General features: G+C 71.4%; 17 protein-coding genes. 11 read left to right on the top strand and 6 right to left on the bottom strand.

The window, feature by feature from the left end; translation table 11 throughout:
* The first annotated feature begins 10 nt into the window (after positions 1-10).
* From JYK02_RS21215 to JYK02_RS21200, 4 genes are read left to right on the top strand one after another with little or no spacing between them, the layout of a single operon-like run.
* Complete coding sequence (locus JYK02_RS21215) at positions 11-664, top strand: EcsC family protein (RefSeq protein WP_207053544.1); 654 nt, start codon at positions 11-13, stop codon at positions 662-664.
* Positions 665-720: 56 nt separating this feature from the next.
* Entirely contained in the window at positions 721-2004 is a 1284-nt protein-coding gene (locus JYK02_RS21210; protein WP_207053542.1) for an ABC transporter substrate-binding protein, read from the top strand.
* Positions 2001-2879 carry an ABC transporter permease subunit gene (locus JYK02_RS21205; RefSeq protein WP_207053540.1) on the top strand — a complete coding sequence of 293 codons (879 nt, stop codon included), beginning with the start codon at positions 2001-2003 and terminating at the stop codon, positions 2877-2879. Before JYK02_RS21210 ends, JYK02_RS21205 begins: the two co-directional genes overlap by 4 nt.
* Entirely contained in the window at positions 2876-3685 is an 810-nt protein-coding gene (locus JYK02_RS21200) for a carbohydrate ABC transporter permease (RefSeq protein ID WP_207053538.1), read from the top strand. The genes JYK02_RS21205 and JYK02_RS21200 overlap by 4 nt, the downstream gene beginning before the upstream one ends.
* A gap of 7 nt (positions 3686-3692) precedes the next feature.
* Here JYK02_RS21200 and JYK02_RS21195 read toward each other — a convergent pair whose 3' ends face one another.
* Together JYK02_RS21195 and JYK02_RS21190 are read right to left on the bottom strand one after the other, a co-directional pair.
* Positions 3693-4349, bottom strand: a complete 657-nt coding sequence (locus tag JYK02_RS21195; RefSeq protein WP_207053537.1) for an NAD(P)-binding oxidoreductase — start codon at positions 4347-4349, stop codon at positions 3693-3695.
* Between the two features lie 112 nt (positions 4350-4461).
* A complete protein-coding gene (locus JYK02_RS21190; protein ID WP_207053536.1) occupies positions 4462-5649 on the bottom strand; it encodes a phospholipase D-like domain-containing protein in 1188 nt (395 codons plus the stop codon).
* Between the two features lie 203 nt (positions 5650-5852).
* Between JYK02_RS21190 and JYK02_RS21185 the strand changes: the two genes are divergently transcribed.
* From JYK02_RS21185 to JYK02_RS21175, 3 genes are read left to right on the top strand one after another with little or no spacing between them, the layout of a single operon-like run.
* Positions 5853-7175: a hypothetical protein gene (locus JYK02_RS21185; RefSeq protein ID WP_207053535.1), complete on the top strand. Its 1323-nt coding sequence runs from the start codon at positions 5853-5855 to the stop codon at positions 7173-7175.
* Positions 7176-7233: 58 nt separating this feature from the next.
* Entirely contained in the window at positions 7234-8604 is a 1371-nt protein-coding gene (locus tag JYK02_RS21180; protein ID WP_242589119.1) for a DUF2380 domain-containing protein, read from the top strand.
* Complete coding sequence (locus tag JYK02_RS21175; protein ID WP_207053534.1) at positions 8601-9071, top strand: NUDIX hydrolase; 471 nt, start codon at positions 8601-8603, stop codon at positions 9069-9071. Before JYK02_RS21180 ends, JYK02_RS21175 begins: the two co-directional genes overlap by 4 nt.
* Here JYK02_RS21175 and gor read toward each other — a convergent pair whose 3' ends face one another.
* On the bottom strand, positions 9072-10502 hold the full coding sequence (gor, locus tag JYK02_RS21170) for a glutathione-disulfide reductase (RefSeq protein WP_207053533.1): 1431 nt from the start codon (positions 10500-10502) through the stop codon (positions 9072-9074).
* A gap of 187 nt (positions 10503-10689) precedes the next feature.
* On the opposite strand from gor, the gene JYK02_RS40480 reads away from it, so the two are divergent.
* Together JYK02_RS40480 and JYK02_RS21160 are read left to right on the top strand one after the other, a co-directional pair.
* Positions 10690-14238 (top strand): serine/threonine-protein kinase, encoded by a 3549-nt coding sequence (locus JYK02_RS40480; protein ID WP_207053532.1) that lies wholly within the window; start codon positions 10690-10692, stop codon positions 14236-14238.
* Between the two features lie 7 nt (positions 14239-14245).
* Positions 14246-15112, top strand: coding sequence for a methyltransferase domain-containing protein (locus tag JYK02_RS21160; RefSeq protein WP_207053531.1), 867 nt, complete (start codon positions 14246-14248; stop codon positions 15110-15112).
* On the opposite strand, the gene JYK02_RS21155 is transcribed toward JYK02_RS21160, so the two are convergent.
* Positions 15102-15938 carry an SDR family NAD(P)-dependent oxidoreductase gene (locus JYK02_RS21155; protein WP_207053529.1) on the bottom strand — a complete coding sequence of 279 codons (837 nt, stop codon included), beginning with the start codon at positions 15936-15938 and terminating at the stop codon, positions 15102-15104. The genes JYK02_RS21160 and JYK02_RS21155 overlap by 11 nt on opposite strands.
* 19 nt (positions 15939-15957) lie before the next feature.
* Positions 15958-16764: a 3-keto-5-aminohexanoate cleavage protein gene (locus tag JYK02_RS21150; protein ID WP_207053528.1), complete on the bottom strand. Its 807-nt coding sequence runs from the start codon at positions 16762-16764 to the stop codon at positions 15958-15960.
* Positions 16765-16886: 122 nt separating this feature from the next.
* On the opposite strand from JYK02_RS21150, the gene JYK02_RS21145 reads away from it, so the two are divergent.
* Positions 16887-17429: a DUF2378 family protein gene (locus JYK02_RS21145; RefSeq protein ID WP_207053525.1), complete on the top strand. Its 543-nt coding sequence runs from the start codon at positions 16887-16889 to the stop codon at positions 17427-17429.
* 147 nt (positions 17430-17576) lie between these two features.
* Complete coding sequence (locus JYK02_RS21140) at positions 17577-18119, top strand: DUF2378 family protein (protein WP_347402542.1); 543 nt, start codon at positions 17577-17579, stop codon at positions 18117-18119.
* A 3-nt stretch (positions 18120-18122) separates the two neighbouring features.
* On the opposite strand, the gene JYK02_RS21135 is transcribed toward JYK02_RS21140, so the two are convergent.
* Complete coding sequence (locus JYK02_RS21135) at positions 18123-20393, bottom strand: hypothetical protein (protein WP_207053523.1); 2271 nt, start codon at positions 20391-20393, stop codon at positions 18123-18125.
* Positions 20394-20545 lie beyond the last annotated feature (152 nt).

Here is a 20545-nt window from a genome sequence, read left to right as displayed (position 1 = left end):
AGGTGGACGCATGTCGAAGCCGCTGGAAGTCGTGAACGCCGTCCTGGACGCGGGCTTCGAGGGCCTGGGGCCGCTGTGCAGCGCGACGGGGCTGGCGGACGAGTACCTGGCGGACTCGCGCTATCCGAACCACGAGGCGCGCATCGACTCACTCATCCACTGGGAGACGGGGAAGCTGTTCACCACGGGCTTCCTGTCCGGACTGGGCGGCCTGCTCACGCTGCCGGTGTCGCTGCCCGCGGGGCTGGGCGTGTCGTGGGCGGTGCAGGCGCGGCTCGTTGGCGCCATTGCTCGCATCCACGGGCACGACGTGGAGGAGGACCGCGTGCGGACCCTCACGCTGCTGGCCATCGTGGGGGACATTGGCAAGGAAGTGGTGAAGCAGGCCGGCATCGAAGTCAGCCAGCAACTGGGCATGCGCGCGCTGGAGGCCGTGCCGAAGCACGCGCTCAGCAGCATCAACCGCGCGGTGGGCTTCCGGCTGGTGAGCAAGGCGTCGCAGAAGGGCGTCGTGAACCTGTCCAAGGTGGTGCCGCTGGCCGGTGGACTGGTGGGCGGCGCGGTGGATGCGCTCGCGTGCCGCGCGGTGGGCGCGACGGCGCGGCGGCTGTTCTCTCCCGGGCCGGGACCGCTGGTGCCCGTGCCGGGCATGTCGCCTGGATGACCGGGCGCGGGGCTTGTCGTTGACGGTGGGCCTTCGCGCTGGAGTCATCCGGGCGCATGGGCCGCCTCCTCGTCCTCCTCGTCGCGCTGGGCCTCTGTGTGGGAGGGTGCCGGCGCTCGTCCGAGGAGGCGGGCACCGGGGGCCGCACGCGCATCGTCTTCAAGTTCCAGCCGCTGTGGGGCGACCCGAAGCCGTTCCGTGAGCTGCTGGCGAAGTACGAGCGCGCCAACCCGGACGTGGAGCTGGTGACGGAGGCGCTGCCGAACTCATCGGACCTGGCGCACCAGTTCTTCCTCACGTCGTTGCAGGGCGGGGCCACGGACTTCGACGTGCTGGTGGCGGACGTCGTCTGGGTGCCGGAGTTCGCTCGCGCGGGCTGGGTCGCGGACCTGTCCGAGGACTTCCCTCCCGCGCGCCTGCGCGAGGACTTCCTGCCCGGCCCGGTGGACGCCGTCGTGATGAACGGCCGCACGTACGCGGTGCCCTGGTACGTGGACGTGGGCGTCCTCTACTACCGCACGGACCTGGTGCCTCGCGCGCCGCGCACCTACGAGGAGCTGCGGCGCTTCACCCGCGACGCGATGGCGAAGACGCCCGGCCTTCAGGGCTACGTGTGGCAGGGCCGGCAATACGAAGGCCTGACCTGCAACGTGTACGAGGCGCTGTGGGGCCACGGCGGCCAGTCGCTGGGACCGGACGGGCGCGTGCTGCTGGAGACGGAGGCCGCGCGCGAGGCGCTGGCGTACCTGCACGGGCTCATCGCCGAAGGGCTGTCGCCTCCCACGGTCACGGGCTTTGGCGAGGAGGAGTCCCGGCGCGTGTTCCAGGAGGGCCGCGCGGTGTTCATGCGCAACTGGCCCTATGCGTGGAGCGAGGCGCAGGCGGAGGGCTCTCCCATCCGGGGGAAGGTGGGCATCGCGCCCCTGCCGACGAAGGATGGACAGCCGGGGTGGGGGACGCTGGGCGGATGGCAACTGGCGGTGAACGCGCACGTGTCGCCCGCTCGGCGCAAGGCGGCGGCCCGGCTCATCGCGCACCTGACGTCGCCGGAGGCGAACCGCGTGCTGGCGCTGCACTACGCGCGCAACCCTCCGAGGCTCGCGCTGTATGACGACCCGGAGCTGCGCGCCGAGGAGCCATTCATCGCGAGCCTGAAGGAGGCGCTGACGCGGGCGCGGCCCCGGCCGGTGACGCCGTACTACCTGCTCATCGCGGACGTGCTCCAGAGCGAGTTCTCCGCCGCCGTCGCGGGCCTGCGCACTCCGGAGGTGTCGCTCACCCGCGCGCAGAAGCAGGTGGATCACCTGACGGGTGAGCAGCCGAAGGAGGAGGCGGAGTGAGGGGCGCGGGTTCGCAGGCGCGGGAGCGGCGGCAGGCGTACCTGCTGGTGGCGCCGGCCGTGCTGGTGCTGGCGGTGGTGGCGCTGTACCCGGTGCTGGCGGCGGTGTGGCTGAGCCTGCACCGCTTCATCCTGGTGTTCGGCGAGCGGCGCTTCACGGGGCTGGAGAACTACGTCTACCTGATGGGGGACGTGCGCTTCTGGTCCGCGCTGGGGAACACGGCGTACTTCACGGCGGTGGCGGTGACGGTGGAGCTGTTGCTCGCGGTGCCGCTGGCGCTGCTGCTCAACCGCGCGTTCCCGGGGCGGGGGCTGCTGCGCGCATCGGTGCTGGTGCCCTGGGCGATTCCCACGGTGGTGAGCGCGAGGCTGTGGGCGTGGATGTTCAACCCGGACTACGGGCTCATCAACCGGATGCTGGGGGGCGCGGAGGTGAACTGGCTGGGCGCGCCGGGGTATGCGCTGCACGCGGCCATCCTGGTGGACGTGTGGAAGACGACGCCCTTCGTGGCGCTGCTGGTGCTGGCGGGGCTCCAGGGCATTCCGGAGGACCTCTACAAGGCGGCGCGCGTGGATGGCGCCTCGACGTGGCGGCAGTTCCGGTCCATCACGCTGCCGCTCTTGAAGCCCGCGCTGCTGCTGGCGGTGCTGTTCCGGTCGCTGGACGCGTTCCGCGTGTTCGACGCCATCTATGTGCTGACGGAGGGCGGGCCGGCGAACACGACGGAGACGCTGAGCATCTACGCGTACAAGACGCTGATGCGCTCCGGGGACTTCGGTTACGGCAGCGCGCTGTCGGTGGCGACGTTCCTGTGCGTGGTGCTGCTGGCGGTGGTGTGGCTGCGCTGGCTGGGGCGCGAGGAGGGGCGGCGATGAAGCGGCCGGGGCTGGGCACGGCGCTGGCCGTGGTGGCGTTCCTCACGTTCTTCCTGGGCCCGTTCCTCTGGCAGGTGCTGACGAGCCTGTGGCCGGACGGCGAGCTGACGCGGCCGTGGCCTTCGCACCTGACGGGGGCGAACTACGAGAGCGTGCTGTTCGGGCGGCCGTTCCTGTGGGCGGTGTTGAACTCGCTGGTGGTGGCGACGCTGACGACGGTGTTCTGTCTCACGGTGGGCGCGTCCGCGGCGTTCGCGCTGGCGAAGCTGGAGTTCCGGGGGCGGGGACCGCTGCTGTCCGCGGCGCTGGGCGTGTCGATGTTCCCGCCCATCGCGACGGTGAGCCCGCTGTACCTCATCCTCAACGCGGTGGGGCTCAGGGACAGCCTGGTGGGGCTGGCGCTGCCGTACACGACGTTCGCGCTGCCGCTGACGTTGTGGGTGCTGACGTCGTTCTTCCGCCAGCTGCCGGACGAGCTGTACCGGGCGGCGCGGGTGGACGGGTGCACGCCGGTGGGCGCGTTCCGCAGGGTGCTGTTGCCGCTGGCGGCGCCGGGCCTGGCGACGACGGCCATCCTGGTCTTCATCTTCGCGTGGAACGAGTTCCTCTACGCGCTGACGTTCCTGTCCACGCCGGAGAAGCGCACGGTGCCGGTGGCCATCAGCCTCTTCGCCAGCGAGTACAAGGAACCCTGGGGAGAGATCGCCGCCGCGTCCGTGGTGGCCACGCTGCCACTGGTGGTGCTCACGGTGCTGTTCCAGCGGCGCATCGTGTCCGGGCTCACGGCCGGCGCGGTGAAGGAGTAGGCGCGGGCTACCGGCCTACCGCTTCGACCTCCGCCCAGAGGCGCTTGCCTTCCAGCGCGGTGTCCAGCGGCGCGCGGCGCTCCGAGATTCGCAGCAGCACCGCGGCCAGTTGATCCAGGTGCATGGGCTTCAGGTTGCCCAGGAGGGGCAGCTTGCCCAGGGCGTGCAGGATGCCGGGCGGTGCGTGGTATTCGCCCTCCAGCGCGGGCGGGCGGACCATCGTGTAGGGGATGCCGCTCTCGCGGACGATGCGCTCCGCTTCCGCCTTGGCCTTGAGGTACGCGCCCACCGGGCTCCCCGCTCCCACCGACGTCAGCAACACGAAGTGGTCCACCCCCGCCGCCTTCGCCGCGTCCACCAGTTGCCGCGTGGTGCCGATGTCGCTCGTCTCGTAGGTGTCCCCGGCCGCGAAGCGCTTGCGCATCGTGCCGATGAGCTGGAGCACCGTCGTGCTGCCCTTCATCGCCTCCACCAGCGCGGGCCCGTCCGCCAGCTCCAGCACCGCCTTCTTCGGCCAGGTGCTCGCGGGCTCCGTGTTCGCGCTCCTGGGCCGCACGTGCGGCGTCACGGCGATGCCCTTCGCCAGGGCCTGCCGCATCAGCGTGCGGCCCGTCGCGCCCGTGGCGCCCGCGACGAAGAGATGACGAGGAGCTGCGCTGCTCATGTCGATGCCTCCCGGGCCGTCACCTGCCTGGCCCCGGAGGCCCTTCTTGCGCACACGGCCACCCCTTGCCCACTGTTTCCCGGGGCCGCGCGTGAAACCGGACAGCCGTGGCTCAGCGCTGGGCCTGCTCGGCCTGGACCTCTCTTGCGTGCGTCAGGTCCTCCAGGAAGATGGCCTCCAACTGGCGCGCCGCCTCCAGGTCCTCCAGCACCAGCGAGCCCTCCTCCAGCAGGTTGAACGACAGCGCGTCGTAGTTGATGGACCCCACCAGCACCAGCCGGTCATCCACCAGCATCGTCTTCGCGTGCATCATCGACGGCTGGTACTCCCAGAGCCGCACGCCCGCTGCCCGCAGCGTGTCGTAGGTCTGGCGCTGGAGCACCGTGATGGCCTTCTGGTCGTTCTTGTCCCCCGGCGCCAGCACCCGCACGTCCACGCCCGCGCGCGCCTTCTCCACCAGCAGCGCCGTCAGCGCGTCGTTGGGCGTGAAGTACGCCTGCGAAATCCACAGCCGCTTCTTCGCCGCCTTCACCATGAGCTGCGTCAATCGCTCGGCGCGCGTCACCTCCGGGTTCGCCGTGCTGCTGACGAAGGCCGCCCAGCCTTCACCCGCGGCGTCCAGGCCGGGCTGCGCCACCGACAGCGTGGGGAAGTCCGTCGTGGGCAGGAGCTCGCCCGTCGTCTCCTGCCAGTTCTCCGCGAACGCCTGCTGGAGCTGCGCCACCACCGGGCCCTGCACCCGCACGTTGGTGTCGCGCCACTCCTTCTCGTTGCGCGCCTCGCCCAGCCACTCGTCCTGGATGGCGAGCCCGCCGGTGATGGCCACCTTGCCGTCCACCACGACGATCTTGCGGTGGTTGCGCGCCAGGTTCTCGTCCGCCGGCAGCGGGCGGAACAGGTGCGCCTCGCAGCCGATGGACTCCAGCCTGGGCTTCACCTCCTTCTCGAACGGGCCGCTGCCCAGCGGGTCCACCAGGATGCGGCAGTGCACGCCGGCCTTGGTGCGCTCGGCGAGTGCTTCAATCATCCGGTCGGACGCACGGCCCGGCCGCCAGATGAACATGACCAGGTTGATGGAGGCGCGGGCCCGGCCGATTTCTTCCACCATCACGTCGAAGACGGCGCCGTTGTTCGCCCACCGGATGCGGTTGCGCGGTTCCATCCGCACGCCCGTCGTCTGGTACAGCGCCGCCGCGAAGCCCGCCCCACGCGACCCCACCTGCCCCGTGAGCTGGAATGGGCGAGACGATTCCTTCGTGTTGCACGCGGACGGACATCCCGCGAGCAACAACGCCCCCATGATTCCCCCCCACCATCGTCCGCCCTTGCCCACGTCCGTTCCCGCGCCTCCTGAGCATCAGGGGTAGGCACCCGTGGAAGGCATGTCATCCGTTGGGATGAGGCGAGTGTTCTCCGTCCACGGAGTGAGTGTGCGCATCCGGCGGCGAAGTGGGTGAAAGGTGCGTGCTAGCGTCGCGCTCCGCTGGGACACCGGGAGCGGACATGGCGTTGAGTACGTCGGCGGACTTCAAGACGGACCTGGGCCTGGAGCCCCGGGGGCTGCTGCCCATCGTGTCGCGGCTGGATGAGTTCATCCGGCCGTTCTGCGCCGCGCTCGATGCGTTCCATGCGGACTGGAGTGGCTGGGGCGGCAAGGCCACGTACTACTTCACCGGCAAGCAGGCGTGGGTGGACGCGCGGCTCAAGGCGCTCGATACGGCGGAGCACCTGCTGTACCGGCTGTTCGACCTGGAGCGCGAGCGGCTGGCGGGCTCCAAGGCCTCGCGCCTGCTGTTGATGCGGCTGGCGGTGGAGATCCAGGAGAAGCACATCGAGCTGGTGGACTACGTCCACACGAAGAACCTGCTGCTCTACACGCCGGACCGCGCGACGCTGGGGAGCGCGGCCCGGCAGCAGCTGGACGCGGACTGGGACGCGCTGCGGAAGGGCACGGGCGCGGTGAAGCTGCCCACCGGCGCGCAGTACGCGCGCGGCCTTCGCGAGGTGCGCGCCATCCACGCCCGGCTGCTGTCGCGTCCGCATGGCCGCGAGCTGATGCGGTGGATCCTCCGCGAGACGCGCGAGGATCCGCAGTGGCCGGTGACGCTGGTGCTGACCCAGGCGTTCACGCCGTCCGCCAACTTCCGGCAGAAGGTGGTGGTGAACAAGCAGCGCCTGACGGCGACGTCGGAGGAATTTCAGCGCCTCAAGGACGAGTACGAAGGGATGAGCGAGGAGCTGACGCGCATGGAGGAGTCCGCGCGGCAGGGCAGCGAGTCCTGGGGCGAGCTGCGCAAGCGTCTGGAGACGTCGTCGAAGCCCTACGCGGAGCTGGGCACGCGGCGCGATGCCGTGGGGAAGCGCATCGGGGAGCTGGAGGTGGAGCTCAGCTGGTACGACGAGGACGGCCACGGCGAGGACTACCTGTTGAGCGAACCGGCGCCGGGGCTCGCGGGCAAGGCCTCCGGCCGAGGCTCCAGGCTCAGCCTGCGCTCCGGGCTGCGTGACAGCACGCAGCGCAACTACTCCCGAGAGCAGCACCCCATCCCCGCGCCGGCGTTCATCGTGTACGGGCACGAGCTCATCCACGTCCTGCAGAACCGCTACCCGACGCGGATGGTGCTGGAGCCCCAGGCCTACGCGCGCGAGCACACGAAGCACGGCTACAGCAACACCACGGAGCACGAGACCATCCGCGCGCTGCGCAAGCAGCGCACCGCGGAGCACCTGCCCTTCTACGAGAACCAGCTGCGTGAGGAGCACCAGCTCACGAAGCGCAAGCACCACACCGGCACGTCCGCCTTCGAGCTGGGGGAGACGGATTGAACAGTGGGACGGCAGGGGGCTCGTGATGGTGCGAAGTGGGACGGTTGTGCTGGTCTTGATGGTGCTGGCCACGGGATGTGCCTCCGCGCCGCATCCGAGGACCCTGGGCTACACGCCCATGGGGACGCCCGCCTTCTCCGGGCCGGAGCAGCGGCTGCGCCGGCAGGGCACGCGGGAAAGCGATGCCTCACCAACGCGTGAGGCAGTGCTCGCGGGCATCGCGGACGTGAAGGGCTCGCTGGGCGGCGTCGAGGCCGCGTTCTCCAAGCTGGCGGCCCGTCCTCCGACGCTCGGAGGATGGGGCCTCAATGGCGTGTTCACGCGCTACCTGGACCATGGCTCCACGCAGGTGACGTGGCTTCGTGGTTCGCTCGGGAGTGCCACTGCGCTGGCAGGAGCGGCTTCGGAAGTCAGCGACACGGGCATGGAGCTGGGGCTCCTGCGCATGACCGGGCCGAAGCTTCAGGCGGCTCAATTCGGGACGCTGCTGCTGGCCACCTGGGTGGACTTCCTGCACCTCGCGGACGCCGTGATCCGCTACTGCCCGATGTGCAGCGTCGAGAAGCTCTTCGTCGACCTTCGGCGTGTGCAGGGGTTGATGGAGCCCACGCTGACGGAGCTCGCATCCCTGGACCCGGAGCGGGTGGAGGCGGCGGCGACCACGATGCCCGAGCTGATGGGGAAGCTGACCCGTGAGTTCGACACACTCCACCAGGAGACCCGGGCAACCATGAAGCTCGGCGGGCAGATCATCGCGGCGATGCGGGCGGTGGAGATGGTGACGATGATCTCCACGATGAAGATGTCGCTGCCGCGGGTGCCGCCCGCTGCTCCCGCGACGCTTGGCGCGGGCCTCGTGATGAGCTCGGGTGGAGTCGTGGTGGGCTCGCGGATGGTGGTTTCCGCCGAGTGGGTGGAGATGATGCGCAGGCTCGTGCAGGCGGGCGTCATCTCCGTCCCTGCCGCCAGCGCGGCGGTCCTCATTCAGGGCGGACAGGTCATGATGGCACAAGGACCTCGGGACCTCCCCAAAGGCGTACGTGATGCGCTGGGAGACAGTCCCGAGGTTCGAGCCATGCACGTCACCGGCAAGGCTGGAGCAGGCATGTCCGATGCGCCCAAGCATCACGTCCTGCCGCGAGAGCACCGCGAGTGGTTCGAGCAGCGCGGCTTCAAGGGAGACATGGACATCGACCAGTTCTGTGTCCGGCTGGAACAGGCCCACCATGAGGCAATTCACGGGGGAGGCGACTGGCGCCTGGGACGCATGTGGCCTGACGAATGGAATCGGATGATCATGCGCTCGTTGCGCGATGCCGAGACGGCGGCAGGTCGGAGGTTGACGAGGAATGCGATCCTGAAGCTCGTCGCAAGGGAGATGGAGCGCTATAGCGTCCCCGCGAATTTCACACCCTGGAGTGGGCGATGAACGAAGATCATCCCTGGCGTGGCAATTGGCCGGCGCGGATGTATGAGCGGGTCCGCGAGTTGGGTTACGACTCCCTGACCGCCTTCGCGGAGGCACGTCCCACGGCGACGTTGGTCGAGCTGGCTAACGCGCTGGGCAAGGGGGACATCGCGGGAGTGCAGGTGTTCCAGGGGCTGGTCGAGGAGGCCGAAAAATCCCACCGGCTCACCCGGCTGGTGCGCAGTCAGTTCGTCCGTGAGCTGTCCGAGGGGCTGCCCAACGGCTGGCCGCCCGTGCTGGATGATGAGTCCCGCATGGAGGTCGCCCTGGTCCTCGGATCCTGGTCCGGTTTCACTCCCTTCACCCATGAGCAACGGGTCAGCCAGGCCAGCGACGCACTCCTCGCCCATCCGCCGCCCCCCGGCTGGCGCCCGCTCGGTCCCGACGACGAGCTGCTCCGCACGCTTCTCCCCGACGACGAGGCCTGACTACTTGCGCTGATCTCCCGGCGGCGTGGCCACGACCTCGCGGCCCAGCTCCAGCAGCGTGGCGCTCTCCGACGGATCCGGCCGCTTGTCCCTCAACGTCACGAACTCCTCCGCCGCCGTGGGGTGGATGCCCACCGTGGCGTCGAGCTGCTTCTTCGTCACGCCGCACTTCAGCGCCACCGCGAGCCCCTGGATGATCTCCGGTGCGTCCGCGCCCACCATGTGGAAGCCCAGCACGCGCTCCGTGCCCCGCTCCACCACCACCTTCATCATCGACCGCTCATCCCTCCCCGTCAGCGTGTGCTTCATGGGCCGGAAGCTGGAGACGTAGACGTCCACCTTGCCGTGCAGCTCCATGGCCTCGCGCTCCGTGAGCCCCACCGTGCCCACCGGCGGCTGGCTGAACACCGCGGACGGCACGTTCGTGTGGTCCATCGTCACCGGGTTGTTCCGGTACAGCGTCTCCACCATCGCCCGGCCTTCCGCGATGGCCACCGGCGTGAGGTTCAGCCGATCCGTCACGTCCCCCACCGCGTAGATGCTCTCCACCGACGAGCGCGACTGCGCGTCCACCACCACCGCCCCGCGCGCGTCCAGCTTCACGCCCGCTTCCTCCAACCCCAGCCCCTTCGTGTTGGGCACGCGGCCGGTGGAGTACAGCACCGCGTCCACCTCCAGCGTGTCCCCCGTGCGCGTCATCAGGCTGAGCGTGCCGTCCTCGCGCTTCTCGATGTCCTGGACGAACGTCTCCGGGCGGATGTCGATGCCCTTCTTGCGCATCTCCTGCGTCAGCGCCGCGCGGATGTCGTTGTCGAAGCCGCGCAGCACCGTGTCGCCGCGGATCAACATCGTCACCTTCACGCCCAGCGCCGCGAAGATGCCCGCGAACTCCACGCCGATGTAGCCGCCCCCCACCACCGCCACCCGGCGCGGTAGCGCGGGCAGCTCCAGCGCCTCCTCCGACGTGAGCGCGTGCTCGATGCCCGTCACCTCCGGCAGGTAGGGCCGCCCGCCCGTGGCCACCAGGATGCGCTCCGCCGTGTAGCGCTTGCCCGCGACCTCCACCGTGTGCGCGTCCACCACCCGGCCCCGGCCCTCCACCAGCGTCACGCCCGCGTCGCGCAACAGCCGCCCGTAGATGCCCGTCAGCCGGTCCAGCTCCTTCGCCTTCACCGCCTGGAGCTTCTTCCAGTCCAGCGCGGGGCTGCCCGCCGTCCAGCCGTAGCCGGCCGCGTCCTCGAAGTCGTAGCGGTAGTGCGCCGCGTACACGAGCAGCTTCTTGGGCACGCACCCGCGCAGGACGCACGTGCCGCCCACGCGCCCCTCCTCGCAGATGGCCACCTTCGCCCCGGAGGCCCCCGCGCGCCGGCTGGCCGCCACTCCGCCCGACCCCGCGCCCAACGTGAACAAGTCGAAGTCGTAGCCCGCCATCGGTGTCCTCCTCCGTCTCCAGAAATGGTGTTTCACCGCGCCAGAGGGAAGGAGCCCTGCCGGGCCCTGCCCGCCGGGTTGCTCCCCAGGGTCCGAAGCGCCTCCCGCTCCGCCTGCCCCCCGATACATTCAATCCCCTCCCGCACGAGAAGGGGGGATATCCTTACGGGCAGGGCGGCTCCCCCTCATGTCTCACCCCCCTTCCTGTCAGACTTCCCTCCGGACGGACGTTCCGGACGCCGACACGTCTCCGGGCACGGATCCGGAGGTCGTGGGGCGCCGCTACCGCGTCCTCGACCTGCTGGGGCGCGGGGGCGCGGGAACCGTGTGGCGCGCGCAGGACGGGCTGTCCGGTCTGGTGGCGCTCAAGCGGCTGCACCGCACGGTGGCGGACCTGGCGCGGCGCCCGGGCCGGGGCACCCCTTCCGCCTTCGCCACGCAGGGCATGGCGCTGTCCTTGGCCCATGAGTTCCAGACGCTGGTGTCGCTGCGCCACCCGAACGTCATCCGCGTGCTCGACTACGGGTTCGACGCGGAGGGCCGGCCCTACCTGGCCATGGACCTCCTGGAGGACGCGCGCACGCTGGTGGAGGCGGGCTCGGACGCGCCCCTGATGACGCAGGTGGGGCTGCTCATCCAGACGCTCCAGGCGCTCGCGTACCTGCACCGGCGCGGCATCATCCACCGCGACCTCAAGCCCGGGAACGTGCTGGTGGTGCGCGGCCAGGTGAAGGTGCTGGACTTCGGCCTGGCCGTGGGCCGAGACCAGCAGGGCCGTCGCGCGCAGCCCGCGGGCACGCCGGGCTACCTGGCCCCGGAGCTCTTCGAGGACCAGCCCCCTTCGGAGCTGACGGACCTGTTCGGCTTCGGCGCCATGGCGTGCCAGATGTTCTTCGGCCGGCTGCCGCACGCGGGCCAGGTGTTCGCGACGCCGGGCTTCCCGCCCGAGCTCAAGGCCCTGCTGGAGCAACTGGTGGCGCCGGAGGCCCACCGCAGGCCGCGCGACGCGGAGGCCGTCATCGCCGCGCTGTGCGCCGCCGTGGGTCAGCCCCGGCCCGCCGAGTCCGCCGCCACGCGCGAGAGCTTCCTCCAGTCCGCGCGCTTCGTGGGCCGCGTGAAGGAGCGCGAGCACCTGACGGACGTGCTCGACGCGGCGCTCGCGGGGCAGGGCGCCGCGTGGCTCATCGGCGGGGAGAGCGGCGTGGGCAAGTCGCGCCTCCTGGAGGAGGTGCGCTCGCTGGCGCTGGTGCGCGGCGCGGTGGTGCTGCGCGGCCAGGCGGTGGACACCGGCGGCGTGCCGTACCAGGAGTGGCGCGCGGTGCTGCGCTGGCTGCCCATGCTCACGGAGCTGTCCGACCGCGAGGCGCGCGTGCTCCGGCCGCTGGTGCCGGACCTGGAGTCGCTGCTGGGCCGCGAGGTGCCCGCCGCCCCGGAGCTGGACGCGGACATGGCGCAGCTGCGCCTGCACCAGACGGTGGAGGACCTCTTCGCCCGGCTGGCGCAGCCCACCGTGGTCATCCTGGAGGACCTGCACCAGGCGCACGCGGAATCCCTCCAACTGCTCGCGCAGCTCGCGGCGAGGGCGGCGGGGCTGCCGCTGCTCCTGCTGGCCAGCTTCCGCGACGACGAGTCCCCGCAGCTCCCCGAGCGCCTGTCCGGCGCCCGCATGCTGCGGCTGCACCGGCTGAACTCGGAGGAGATCGCCCAGCTGGGAGAGTCCATGCTGGGCGCCATCGGCCGCCGGCCCGACGTGGTGGAGCTGCTGCGCCGCGAGTCCGAGGGCAACCCCTTCCTCCTCGTGGAGGTGGTGCGCGCGCTGGCGGAGGACGCGGGAGGTCTGGACCGGCTGGGTGCCGTCGAGCTGCCCCAGCGCGTGTGGGCGGGCGGCATGCGCGCGCTGGTGCAGCGCCGCCTGGAGAAGGTGCCGAAGGAGGCGCGGGGGCTGCTGGACCTGGCGGCGCTGCTGGGCCGGGAGCTGGACCTGGCGGTGCTGGAGCGCGCCGCGCCCGACGTGGACGTGGAGGCGTGGCTCACCGACTGCGCGGCGGCGGCGGTGCTGGACGTGGGCGACGGCCGCTGGCGCTTCGCGCACGACAAGCTGCGGGAGCGGCTGCTGGAGGACCTGTCCCCGGCGGCGCGGCCCGCCCTCCACCGGCGCGTGGCGGAGGCGCTGGAGGCGGCGCACCCCACGGGCCACGCGGCGGCGCTGTCGTATCACTGGGGGCAGGCCGGGGAGCGCGCTCGCGAGGCGCACCACGCGCGGATCGCTGGCGAGGAGGCGCTGGCGGTGGGCGCGTGCCGGGAAGCGCTGCCGCTGCTCACGCGGGCGCTGACGGTCGCGCCCCGGGCCACGCCGCTGGAGCAGGGCCGCGTGGAGGCGCTGCTGGCGGAGGCCCGCTTCCAGTTGGGTGACCTGGAGGCCTTCCGGGGACACGCGGAGGCCGCGCTCGCGCACTTCGGCTGGCGGGTGCCCACGTCGCGCGTGGCGTGGGTGCTGGGCACGCTGGGGCAGGTGCTGTCGCGGCTCGCGCAGAGCGCCCGGCCGGACGCGTACGTGGATGACTCCACGCGGCGTCGCGAGGCGCGGCGCGTGGCGGGCCGGCTGCTCATGCGGCTGACGGACGCGTTCATCTACGCGCAGGAAGCGGTGCCGGTGCTCTGGAGCGGCCTGCGCATGCTCAACCTGTGCGAGCCCGCGGGGCCCACGCCGGAGCTGGCGCGCGGCTACACGGTGATGGCGGTGGTGGCGGGCACGGTGCCGGTGCACCGCGTGGCGGACGCGTGGGTAAAGCGGGCGCAGGACGTGGCGGAGCGCGTGGGCCGCCCGGTGGACCTGGCCTACGTGCTCAACCGCAACGCGGTGTGCGCGGTGTACCAGGCGCGCTGGCAGGACGTGGAGACCTGGCTGGCGCGGGCGACGGCCATCGTGGACTCGCTGGGGGACCTGCGGCTGGCGGAGGAGTGCCGCGCGCTGCTCACCGTGTCCGCCATGTACCGGGGCCAGTTCGCGCGGGGCCTGCCGCTGATGGACTGGCTGGAGGCGTCCGCGGTGCGCCGGGGCTCGGAGCAGACGCGGCACTGGGCCCAGCACTACCGGGCCTACATGCTGCTGCGGCTGGGCGAGCACGCACGCGCCCGCGCGGCGCTGGAGCCGGCGCTCGCGTGGACGGAGGCGCACGGCGGCGCCACCGACCGCATCATCGTGGACGGCACGCTCGCGCTGCTGTGCCTGCGCGAGGGCGACACGGCGGGCGCTCGCGCGGCGGCGGAGAAGGCGCTGGTGCGGCTGTCGGCGGGCAAGCCGGTGGCGCACTTCGTCTACTTCGGGGCGACGGCGGTGGCGGAGGTGCTGCTCACGCTGTGGGCGCGCGAGACGCCCGGGCCGGGCCTGCAGGCGCTCACGCACAGCGCGCGGACGGCGCTCCGGGCGGTGGAGGACTTCGCGCGGGTGTTCCCCTTCGGCGAGCCTGCCGCGTGGCTGTGGCGCGGCTGCGAGGCGTGGCTCGCGGGCAAGCACCCCAAGGCGCTGCGCGCGTGGCAGCGCTGCATCGCCGTGTCGGAGACGCGGGGCATGCCCTACGAGGCGGCGCACGCGCGGCTGGAGTGGGCGCGGCACCTGCCCCCGGAGGACCCGGAGCGCGCGGGGCTGCTGCGGCGGGCGGTGGAGGACTTCACCCGGCTGGGGGCGCGCGAGGACCTGGCGCGGGCCCTGGCCGAACAGGGGACGGCAGGGTGACGAAGCGATGATGTGGGAGCGGGACGTGACGTTGCTGGCGTGCCCGGACTGCCGGGGCCAGCTGGTGTGGCACGGGCAGAGCGAGGACGGCCGGCTGGACGAGGGACGGCTGCTCTGCGGCGGCTGCGGCGAGACGTGGGAGGTGGCGGACGGGCTCGCGCGGCTGTACCGCGAGGACCGGGTGCAGGGCACGGACCGCCTGATGCGCCACATCTACGATGGACTGCCCGCGCTGCACGACCCGCTGACGGCGGTGCTCACGCCGCTGTTCCAGTCCGTCTCCGAGTCGCGCATGCGCGATGGGTACATGCGCCGGCTGGAGCTGGGCGCGCTGAAGCCCCGCGACGACGGGCAGCCCGTGCGCGTGCTGGAGGTGGGCGTGGGCGCGGGCGCGAACCTGCCGCGCATCCGGGGCTCGCTGCCGCCGGGCCTGCCCGTGGAGGTGTGGGGCCTGGACCTGAGCACCGGCATGCTGGCCCAGTGCGAGAAGCGCCTGCGCAAGGGCCGGGGCGTGAAGGACACGCGGCTCCTGGTGGCGGACGCGCACTCGCTCCCGTTCCGCGACGCGACGTTCGACCGCGTCTTCCACGTGGGAGGGATTGGCGGCTACCGGCAGCCCGCGGTGGCGCTGCGGGAGATGGCGCGCGTGGCCATGCCCGGAACGCCGCTGGTGGTGGTGGACGAGCAGCTGGACTCGGGCCTGCGCCCGTCGCTCTTCCAGCGCGCCGCCTTCCGCGCCCTCACGTTCTACACGCGCGAGGCGAGGAGCCCCCGCGCGCTGCTGCCCCAGGGCGCAGAAGGTGTCATCGAGGAACAGGTGTCACCGTTCTACTACTGCCTCACGTTCCGCGTTCCGGCGGCCGTCACGGGTTGAGCACCAGGTCCAGCAGGCGCAGCGTCATGCCGCCCGTGAAGTCGATGGTGGCGCCGTTGAACCACGCGGCGTCGTCGCCCACGAGCACGGTGACGAAGCGGGCCATCTCCTCCAGCGTGCCCATGCGCCCCGCGGGGTTCATGGCCGCGTGGCGCGCCTCCAGGCGGGCCAGCGCCTCCGGCGAGTAGACGTGGCGCAGCGCGGGCGTCATCACGGTGCCGAACTTGAGCAGGTTCACGCGGTGGCCCCTGGGCCCCAGCTCCAGGGCCAGGTGGCGCACGTACATCTCCAGCGCGGCCTTGGCTGCGCTGATGAGGCCGGTGTTGTTCAGGTGCGTCTGGTCCAGCGGGTTCTGGAGGCCCAGCAGGCGCGCGTCCGGGGCCAGCAGGTCGCGCTTCACCAGCGCCTGCGCCCAGTACACGAACGAGTGCGCCATGCAGTCGAACGTGCGCTGGATGCGGCGCGGGTGCAGCTGATCCGGACCCTCGGAGAGGAAGTGGCCCGCGGACGCGCCGGCGATGGCGTGCACGAACAGCTTCACGCTGCGAGGGCCCGCGCGCTGGAGCAGCTCGTCCGCGCCGGCCTCGGCGGCTTCGGGCGTGGAGGCATCCGCCTGCCGCAGGTGCACGTCCCGGCCCAGGGCACGCACGCGGGACTCCAGCTCCCGCGCGGTGTCCGCGTAGCGCCCCCGGTGCACGCCGAAGACGTTCAGGCCCGGCCTGCGAGCGACGGCCTCCGCGATGGCCGCGCCCGAGCCGGAGGACGCCCCGAGGATGAGCGCCCACGATGTTGGAGGGGATCCGACTGCTCCTGATGGCACGTGCATGGTGCTTCCATCATAGGAATCACCCTGCGATGGGGCTCGGGAGATGATCAGCCCCCGCGCGCGGCCTGGGGGCCCCGCGCACCAGCGCGGCTTTGTCCTCCGCGGGCCGGCCGTCTGGGAGCGTGAGCGTGTCCTCCAGTCCAATGCGCGCATCGAAGCCGTGGCGCAGGGCCCAATCGAGCACGGGCCACGCGCCGCCCTCGGAGCCGTGCACGAGCAGGGGCCGCTGAAGGCCCGTGGCGCGCAGCAGGTCCACCAGCACCTGGGCCTCCCGGCACGCGGCCTGCGGCTGGGAGGACTGCGTCTCCACGAGGATGCGCAGGCACCGCCCCGCGCGCGGCCACGCCACGAGCCGGGGGACGTCCTCCGGGAACCACACGCCCGCCTCCACGCCGATGCCCGCGTCGAGCAGCGCGTCCGCGATGGACTCCCAGCCGGGCTCGGACAGGTTGACGGAGGCGAAGTCGGGCCGCGTGTTGGCGGACAGCGCCTTCCAGCTGGCGACGCGCGCGTGGCGGGCCGTCACGTCCGGGAGGATCCACGCGCCGGTGCTGACGCCCACCGGCCCCCCCGGACAGGCGTGGCGCAAGGCGGACACCGTCACGCCGATGTCCGCCGCGTCCAGGGACTCACCGCCGTGCGCGGCGCGCGGGTGCACGTGGAACGCGCCCGCACCCGCGGCGTGGCAGGCGGCGGCGTCGCGCGCGAGCGCTTCCGGGGTGACGGGCAGCCGGGGATGATCCGCCGCCGCGCGGGCTCCGTTGAGACACGCCTTGAGCAACATGCGCGGGATGAAGCCATGGATGGCGCCGTCCACGGGGTTCATGAAGTTGCTTCGTCCGCTGGTGGAAATCCCGCTGCACGAAGGGAGGGGTGGGTTGTTCCCGGGTCCAATCACGTTTAGCGATGGAGGACGCATCCCCGCGCCGTGGAGAGGGGCTTCCCATCGTGCGTCCCCCGGAAAAGGTCGTGTTCGGCCACACCGTCGAAGGCCTGCTCTCCGTCCTGGAAGGGCACCTGGAGGGCCCGCTCCGCGAGCGGTTCAAGGCCGTGGGGCTGGACCTGGACGCGAAGCTGGCGCCCGCCTACACCAAGGAGCAGTGGCACCAGCTGCTGCTGCTGGGCGCGGCGGAGCTCTTTCCCTACCTGTCTCCCTCGCAGGCGCACTGGCAGTTGGGGCAGCGGTTCGTCACCGCCTACTTCTCCACCCGCCTGGGCCGCGCGCTGCAAGGCGTGCTCAAGATGCTGGGCCCGGCGCGCACGCTGGAGCGCACCGCGCGCAACATGGCCTCCGGCAGCAACTACCTGCGGGTGGACGTGGAGCGGCTGGCGCCCACGGACTACCGGTTGAAGGTGAGCGAGGGCGGCGCGCACCCGGAGTTCATCGGCGCCCTGTGCCACTTCGGCACGCTGACCACCGGCGTGAAGGGGCTCATCACCGTGGTGGAAGCGCGCGAAGACACTTCCTCGACGTACCGGATGCGCTGGTAGCGGGGCTTCCAGGAATTGATCCGTCGGCTGGTGGAAGAAACACCGCCCGGAGATGTACGGATCCGTTGTTCGCGGACGCGCTCCCGTTTACCCATGGCGGGCGCATCCGCGGCTTCCCCCCGAGCCGTGTCGCAGGAGCCTCCCGTCGTGAGTCCGCAGGAAGAGGTCGTGTTCGGCCACACGGTCGAAGGATTGATCGTCGCGCTGCAAGGGCATCTGGAAGGTCCACTGCGAGCGAAGTTGAAGGCCGTGGGCCTGGACCTGGACCGGAAGCTGGAGCCCGCGTATCCCAAGGCGCAGTGGTACCAGATGCTGGCGCTGGGCTCGGAGACGCTCTTCCCGGAGCTGCCCGCGTCGCGCGCGCACTGGCACCTGGGCGAGCGGTTCATCTCCGCGTACTTCTCCACCAACATGGGCCGCGCGCTGCAGGGCGTGCTGAAGCTGGTGGGCCCCGCGCGCACGCTGGAGCGCACGACGCGCAACATGGCGTCGGGCAGCAACTACATCCAGGTGGACGTGGAGCGGCTGGCGCCTTCGGACTACCGGCTGAAGGTGAACGACGCCGGCACCCACCCGGAGTTCTTCGGCGCCCTGTGCCACTTCGGGACGCTCACCACGGGGGTGAAGAACCTCACCACCGTGGTGGAGTCCCGCGAGGGCATCTCCGCGACGTACCGGATGCGCTGGTAGCGCCTAGACGGACGACAGGACCAGCTCGTCCTGCTTGCCGACCTTGACGCCACACACGGCCTGGACCTCCGTCCGGAAGCCCCAGAGCTTCGAGAGCTCCACGAACCAGGCGACGGTGGCGGTGAGCCGGAACGCGTTGGAGCCCGCGTCCTCCAGCGCGTCGAACGCATCCGTGATGACCGAGTCCGCGGGGTCCTCCGGCAGGACCTGCCTGCCGTGGATGGCGGCCTGGAGCGCCTTGAGCTGGCGGGTCAGGGTGCTCCACACGACGAAGACGTTCCCGTAGGGCATGCCGCCCAGGTCGCCGCCGTACCGGGAGGCGCTCTCCATCACGCCCATGAAGCTCCGGGGCGTCGGGCCTCCGCCGGCGTGCGTGGACTTCTCCCAGTTCCGCGTCTCGATGGCCGCCGGAGGGCTCAGGTGCTTGAGCCAGTCCTCCACGCTCCCCAGGATGCGCTGCTTGTCCCAGTCCTTCGCGCGGTCCGTCAGGTACTGCTTCCAGAGCGGGGCGTAGACGCGCTCGCGGAGGGCGGGCGTCTTGCGCACATCCAGGTTCTCTTTCGGCAGCGCGCGGGCCAGGGCGTTGGCGAAGAGCTGCGCTTCCACGTCGCCCTTCGTGCCGATGTTCTCCAGCAGCGTCCGGAAGGCGCCGGGAGGGATGCGCAGCTCCAGGCGCACGCTGACGCGGCTTCCCCCGGGCGCCGAGGCGTAGAGCTGCTGGAGCTTGTCGTGCGGCGCTCCCTGCAGGACGCCCCACACGCTGGCGATGTCCACCAGGTCCTCGAGCGGGACGGTGCCCTCGAACTGCGACTGGGCGAAGAAGGAGTACTCGAAGGCGTCCGCGGTGGGCCGGTCCGAGAAGTCCTTCATCTGCGCGTTGAAATCAAACCCTTGCAGGACCGGGCCGGACGCGAGCCACCCCTTGTGCTGGTAGGCCCTGGCGCCCTGGAACGCGTAGCGGCGGGGGCCATGCACGTGGTCCCGCGACGCGTGCTGCACGACGTACTTCTTCGTGGTGTTGTGTCTGGCATTGGCCAGGGGCCCCAGCCACAGCGCCAGGGTGTTGTGCTTCTCCGTGGTCCGCACGTGGAAGTAGCGGCGGATCCACGCGTCCTGCGTCTCGCGCTGGATGCGCAGCAGGTCGCCGGAGATGAGCGGGTCGTGGACCTTCGCCATCGCCTCCGCGGGCAGCTCCAGCTCGATGAGCGTCGTGTCCTCCGAGCACCGGCCGTACTCGTACTCGAAGCCCGCCTTCAGCGTCGCGCGCAGGCCGTCCTGCACCGCGGTCCGCAGCTTGCCGTAGACGGCCTTGACCGAGGCCAGCGTGTTGTCCAGCTGCGGCTTGAAGCCGAGCGCGCCGAGCAGCCTGGTGGCCAGCTGCACCCCGGGCTCATCGAGCGTCCCGCTCTCGAATTTCTGGACGAGCTCAGTGACGCGCTGGGCGTCCGCGCTGTTCGCCCCGGCGCTCAGGATGGCGGCGAGCAGCGGCGAGGACGCCTCCAGCTCCACGCTCACCTTGACGCCCAGGGTGGCGTCCCGCGTGGTCGCCTTGCGGACGGAGACGCGGAAGGGGCCGTCCTTCTGGGGCCGGGAGAAGACGAGGCGCAGGTCGTCCTCGATGCGCAGGGCGGCGCCCACGGAGGCATCCATGGACGCCTTGATCTGCAGCGCGGCGTTCCCGCCGACCTCCAGCGCGAGCACCGACGCGACCGTGGAGGTGACCGCGGGCCAGGACAGGGTGACGCCCGCGTTGAGGGCGATGCGCGCCTGGAAGGAGAGGGCGTCTCCGGGCGTGAGCTTCCGCACGTCCTCCAGGACGAAGGGGAGCCGCAGGGTCTTCGCGTCCGCGCCGAGCGCGTCCTTCAGGCTCCGGGTCGGCGGGTGCTGCCGGTAGTCCGTCACCAGCACGTTGATGGAGCCGCCGCCGCTCAGCTTGACGAAGGGGAAGGTGCCCGAGCCGCTCGCCTGGGCGTTGAACTCGGCCGCGTATTTCAGCCAGCACGCGGTGTCGTCGGGGGCGAAGAGCGGGTCCAGCTCCAGGCTGTTGACGGCGGCGGAGGCCTTGCCGATGACACCTCCGGCGTCCTTGTCCTCCAGGTCGTTGAAGAGCTCGATGGGCACCTTGAGGGCCGCGGCCAGGGACAGCGAGCCGCCGGGGAGGGGGACCTGCTTGTCCAGTCCGCAGTCCGCCTGGGCCAGGGCCTGGGCCAGGGTCTTGTCACCCAGCAGGCTGTCCAACGACGTCACCGCGGGAATGGTGATGCTCCAGCTCATGCGCTCCCCCCATGCATGGAATCCACCGGTGCCGCGCACCGAGGGGCAATCATTGCCGTGAATCCGCCGGGGGGATGTCTGACAACAGGGAGGGGTGTCTGTCTCCCTGTGAAATCGTCATCACCCCGGGGATGTAGGGGTTGTTCACAAGT

Source organism: Corallococcus macrosporus, assembly GCF_017302985.1.
GTDB classification, from domain to species: Bacteria; Myxococcota; Myxococcia; order Myxococcales; family Myxococcaceae; genus Corallococcus; species Corallococcus macrosporus_A.
The sequence above is the reverse complement of the archived record's forward strand: the minus strand, read 5'-3'. Positions and strand labels throughout refer to the sequence as shown.

What these genes read in the sequence shown, in the direction of transcription:
- JYK02_RS21160 (WP_207053531.1), top strand. Translation starts at nt 14,246, where the DNA reads ATGATGTGGGAGCGGGACGTGACGTTGCTGGCGTGCCCGGACTGCCGG.
- JYK02_RS21200 (WP_207053538.1), top strand. Translation starts at nt 2,876, where the DNA reads ATGAAGCGGCCGGGGCTGGGCACGGCGCTGGCCGTGGTGGCGTTCCTC.
- JYK02_RS21135 (WP_207053523.1), bottom strand. Translation starts at nt 20,393, where the DNA reads ATGAGCTGGAGCATCACCATTCCCGCGGTGACGTCGTTGGACAGCCTG.
- JYK02_RS21190 (WP_207053536.1), bottom strand. Translation starts at nt 5,649, where the DNA reads ATGGGGGCGTTGTTGCTCGCGGGATGTCCGTCCGCGTGCAACACGAAG.
- JYK02_RS40480 (WP_207053532.1), top strand. Translation starts at nt 10,690, where the DNA reads ATGTCTCACCCCCCTTCCTGTCAGACTTCCCTCCGGACGGACGTTCCG.
- JYK02_RS21180 (WP_242589119.1), top strand. Translation starts at nt 7,234, where the DNA reads ATGGTGCTGGCCACGGGATGTGCCTCCGCGCCGCATCCGAGGACCCTG.
- JYK02_RS21175 (WP_207053534.1), top strand. Translation starts at nt 8,601, where the DNA reads ATGAACGAAGATCATCCCTGGCGTGGCAATTGGCCGGCGCGGATGTAT.
- gor (WP_207053533.1), bottom strand. Translation starts at nt 10,502, where the DNA reads ATGGCGGGCTACGACTTCGACTTGTTCACGTTGGGCGCGGGGTCGGGC.
- JYK02_RS21195 (WP_207053537.1), bottom strand. Translation starts at nt 4,349, where the DNA reads ATGAGCAGCGCAGCTCCTCGTCATCTCTTCGTCGCGGGCGCCACGGGC.
- JYK02_RS21185 (WP_207053535.1), top strand. Translation starts at nt 5,853, where the DNA reads ATGGCGTTGAGTACGTCGGCGGACTTCAAGACGGACCTGGGCCTGGAG.
- JYK02_RS21210 (WP_207053542.1), top strand. Translation starts at nt 721, where the DNA reads ATGGGCCGCCTCCTCGTCCTCCTCGTCGCGCTGGGCCTCTGTGTGGGA.
- JYK02_RS21215 (WP_207053544.1), top strand. Translation starts at nt 11, where the DNA reads ATGTCGAAGCCGCTGGAAGTCGTGAACGCCGTCCTGGACGCGGGCTTC.
- JYK02_RS21155 (WP_207053529.1), bottom strand. Translation starts at nt 15,938, where the DNA reads ATGCACGTGCCATCAGGAGCAGTCGGATCCCCTCCAACATCGTGGGCG.
- JYK02_RS21150 (WP_207053528.1), bottom strand. Translation starts at nt 16,764, where the DNA reads ATGAACCCCGTGGACGGCGCCATCCATGGCTTCATCCCGCGCATGTTG.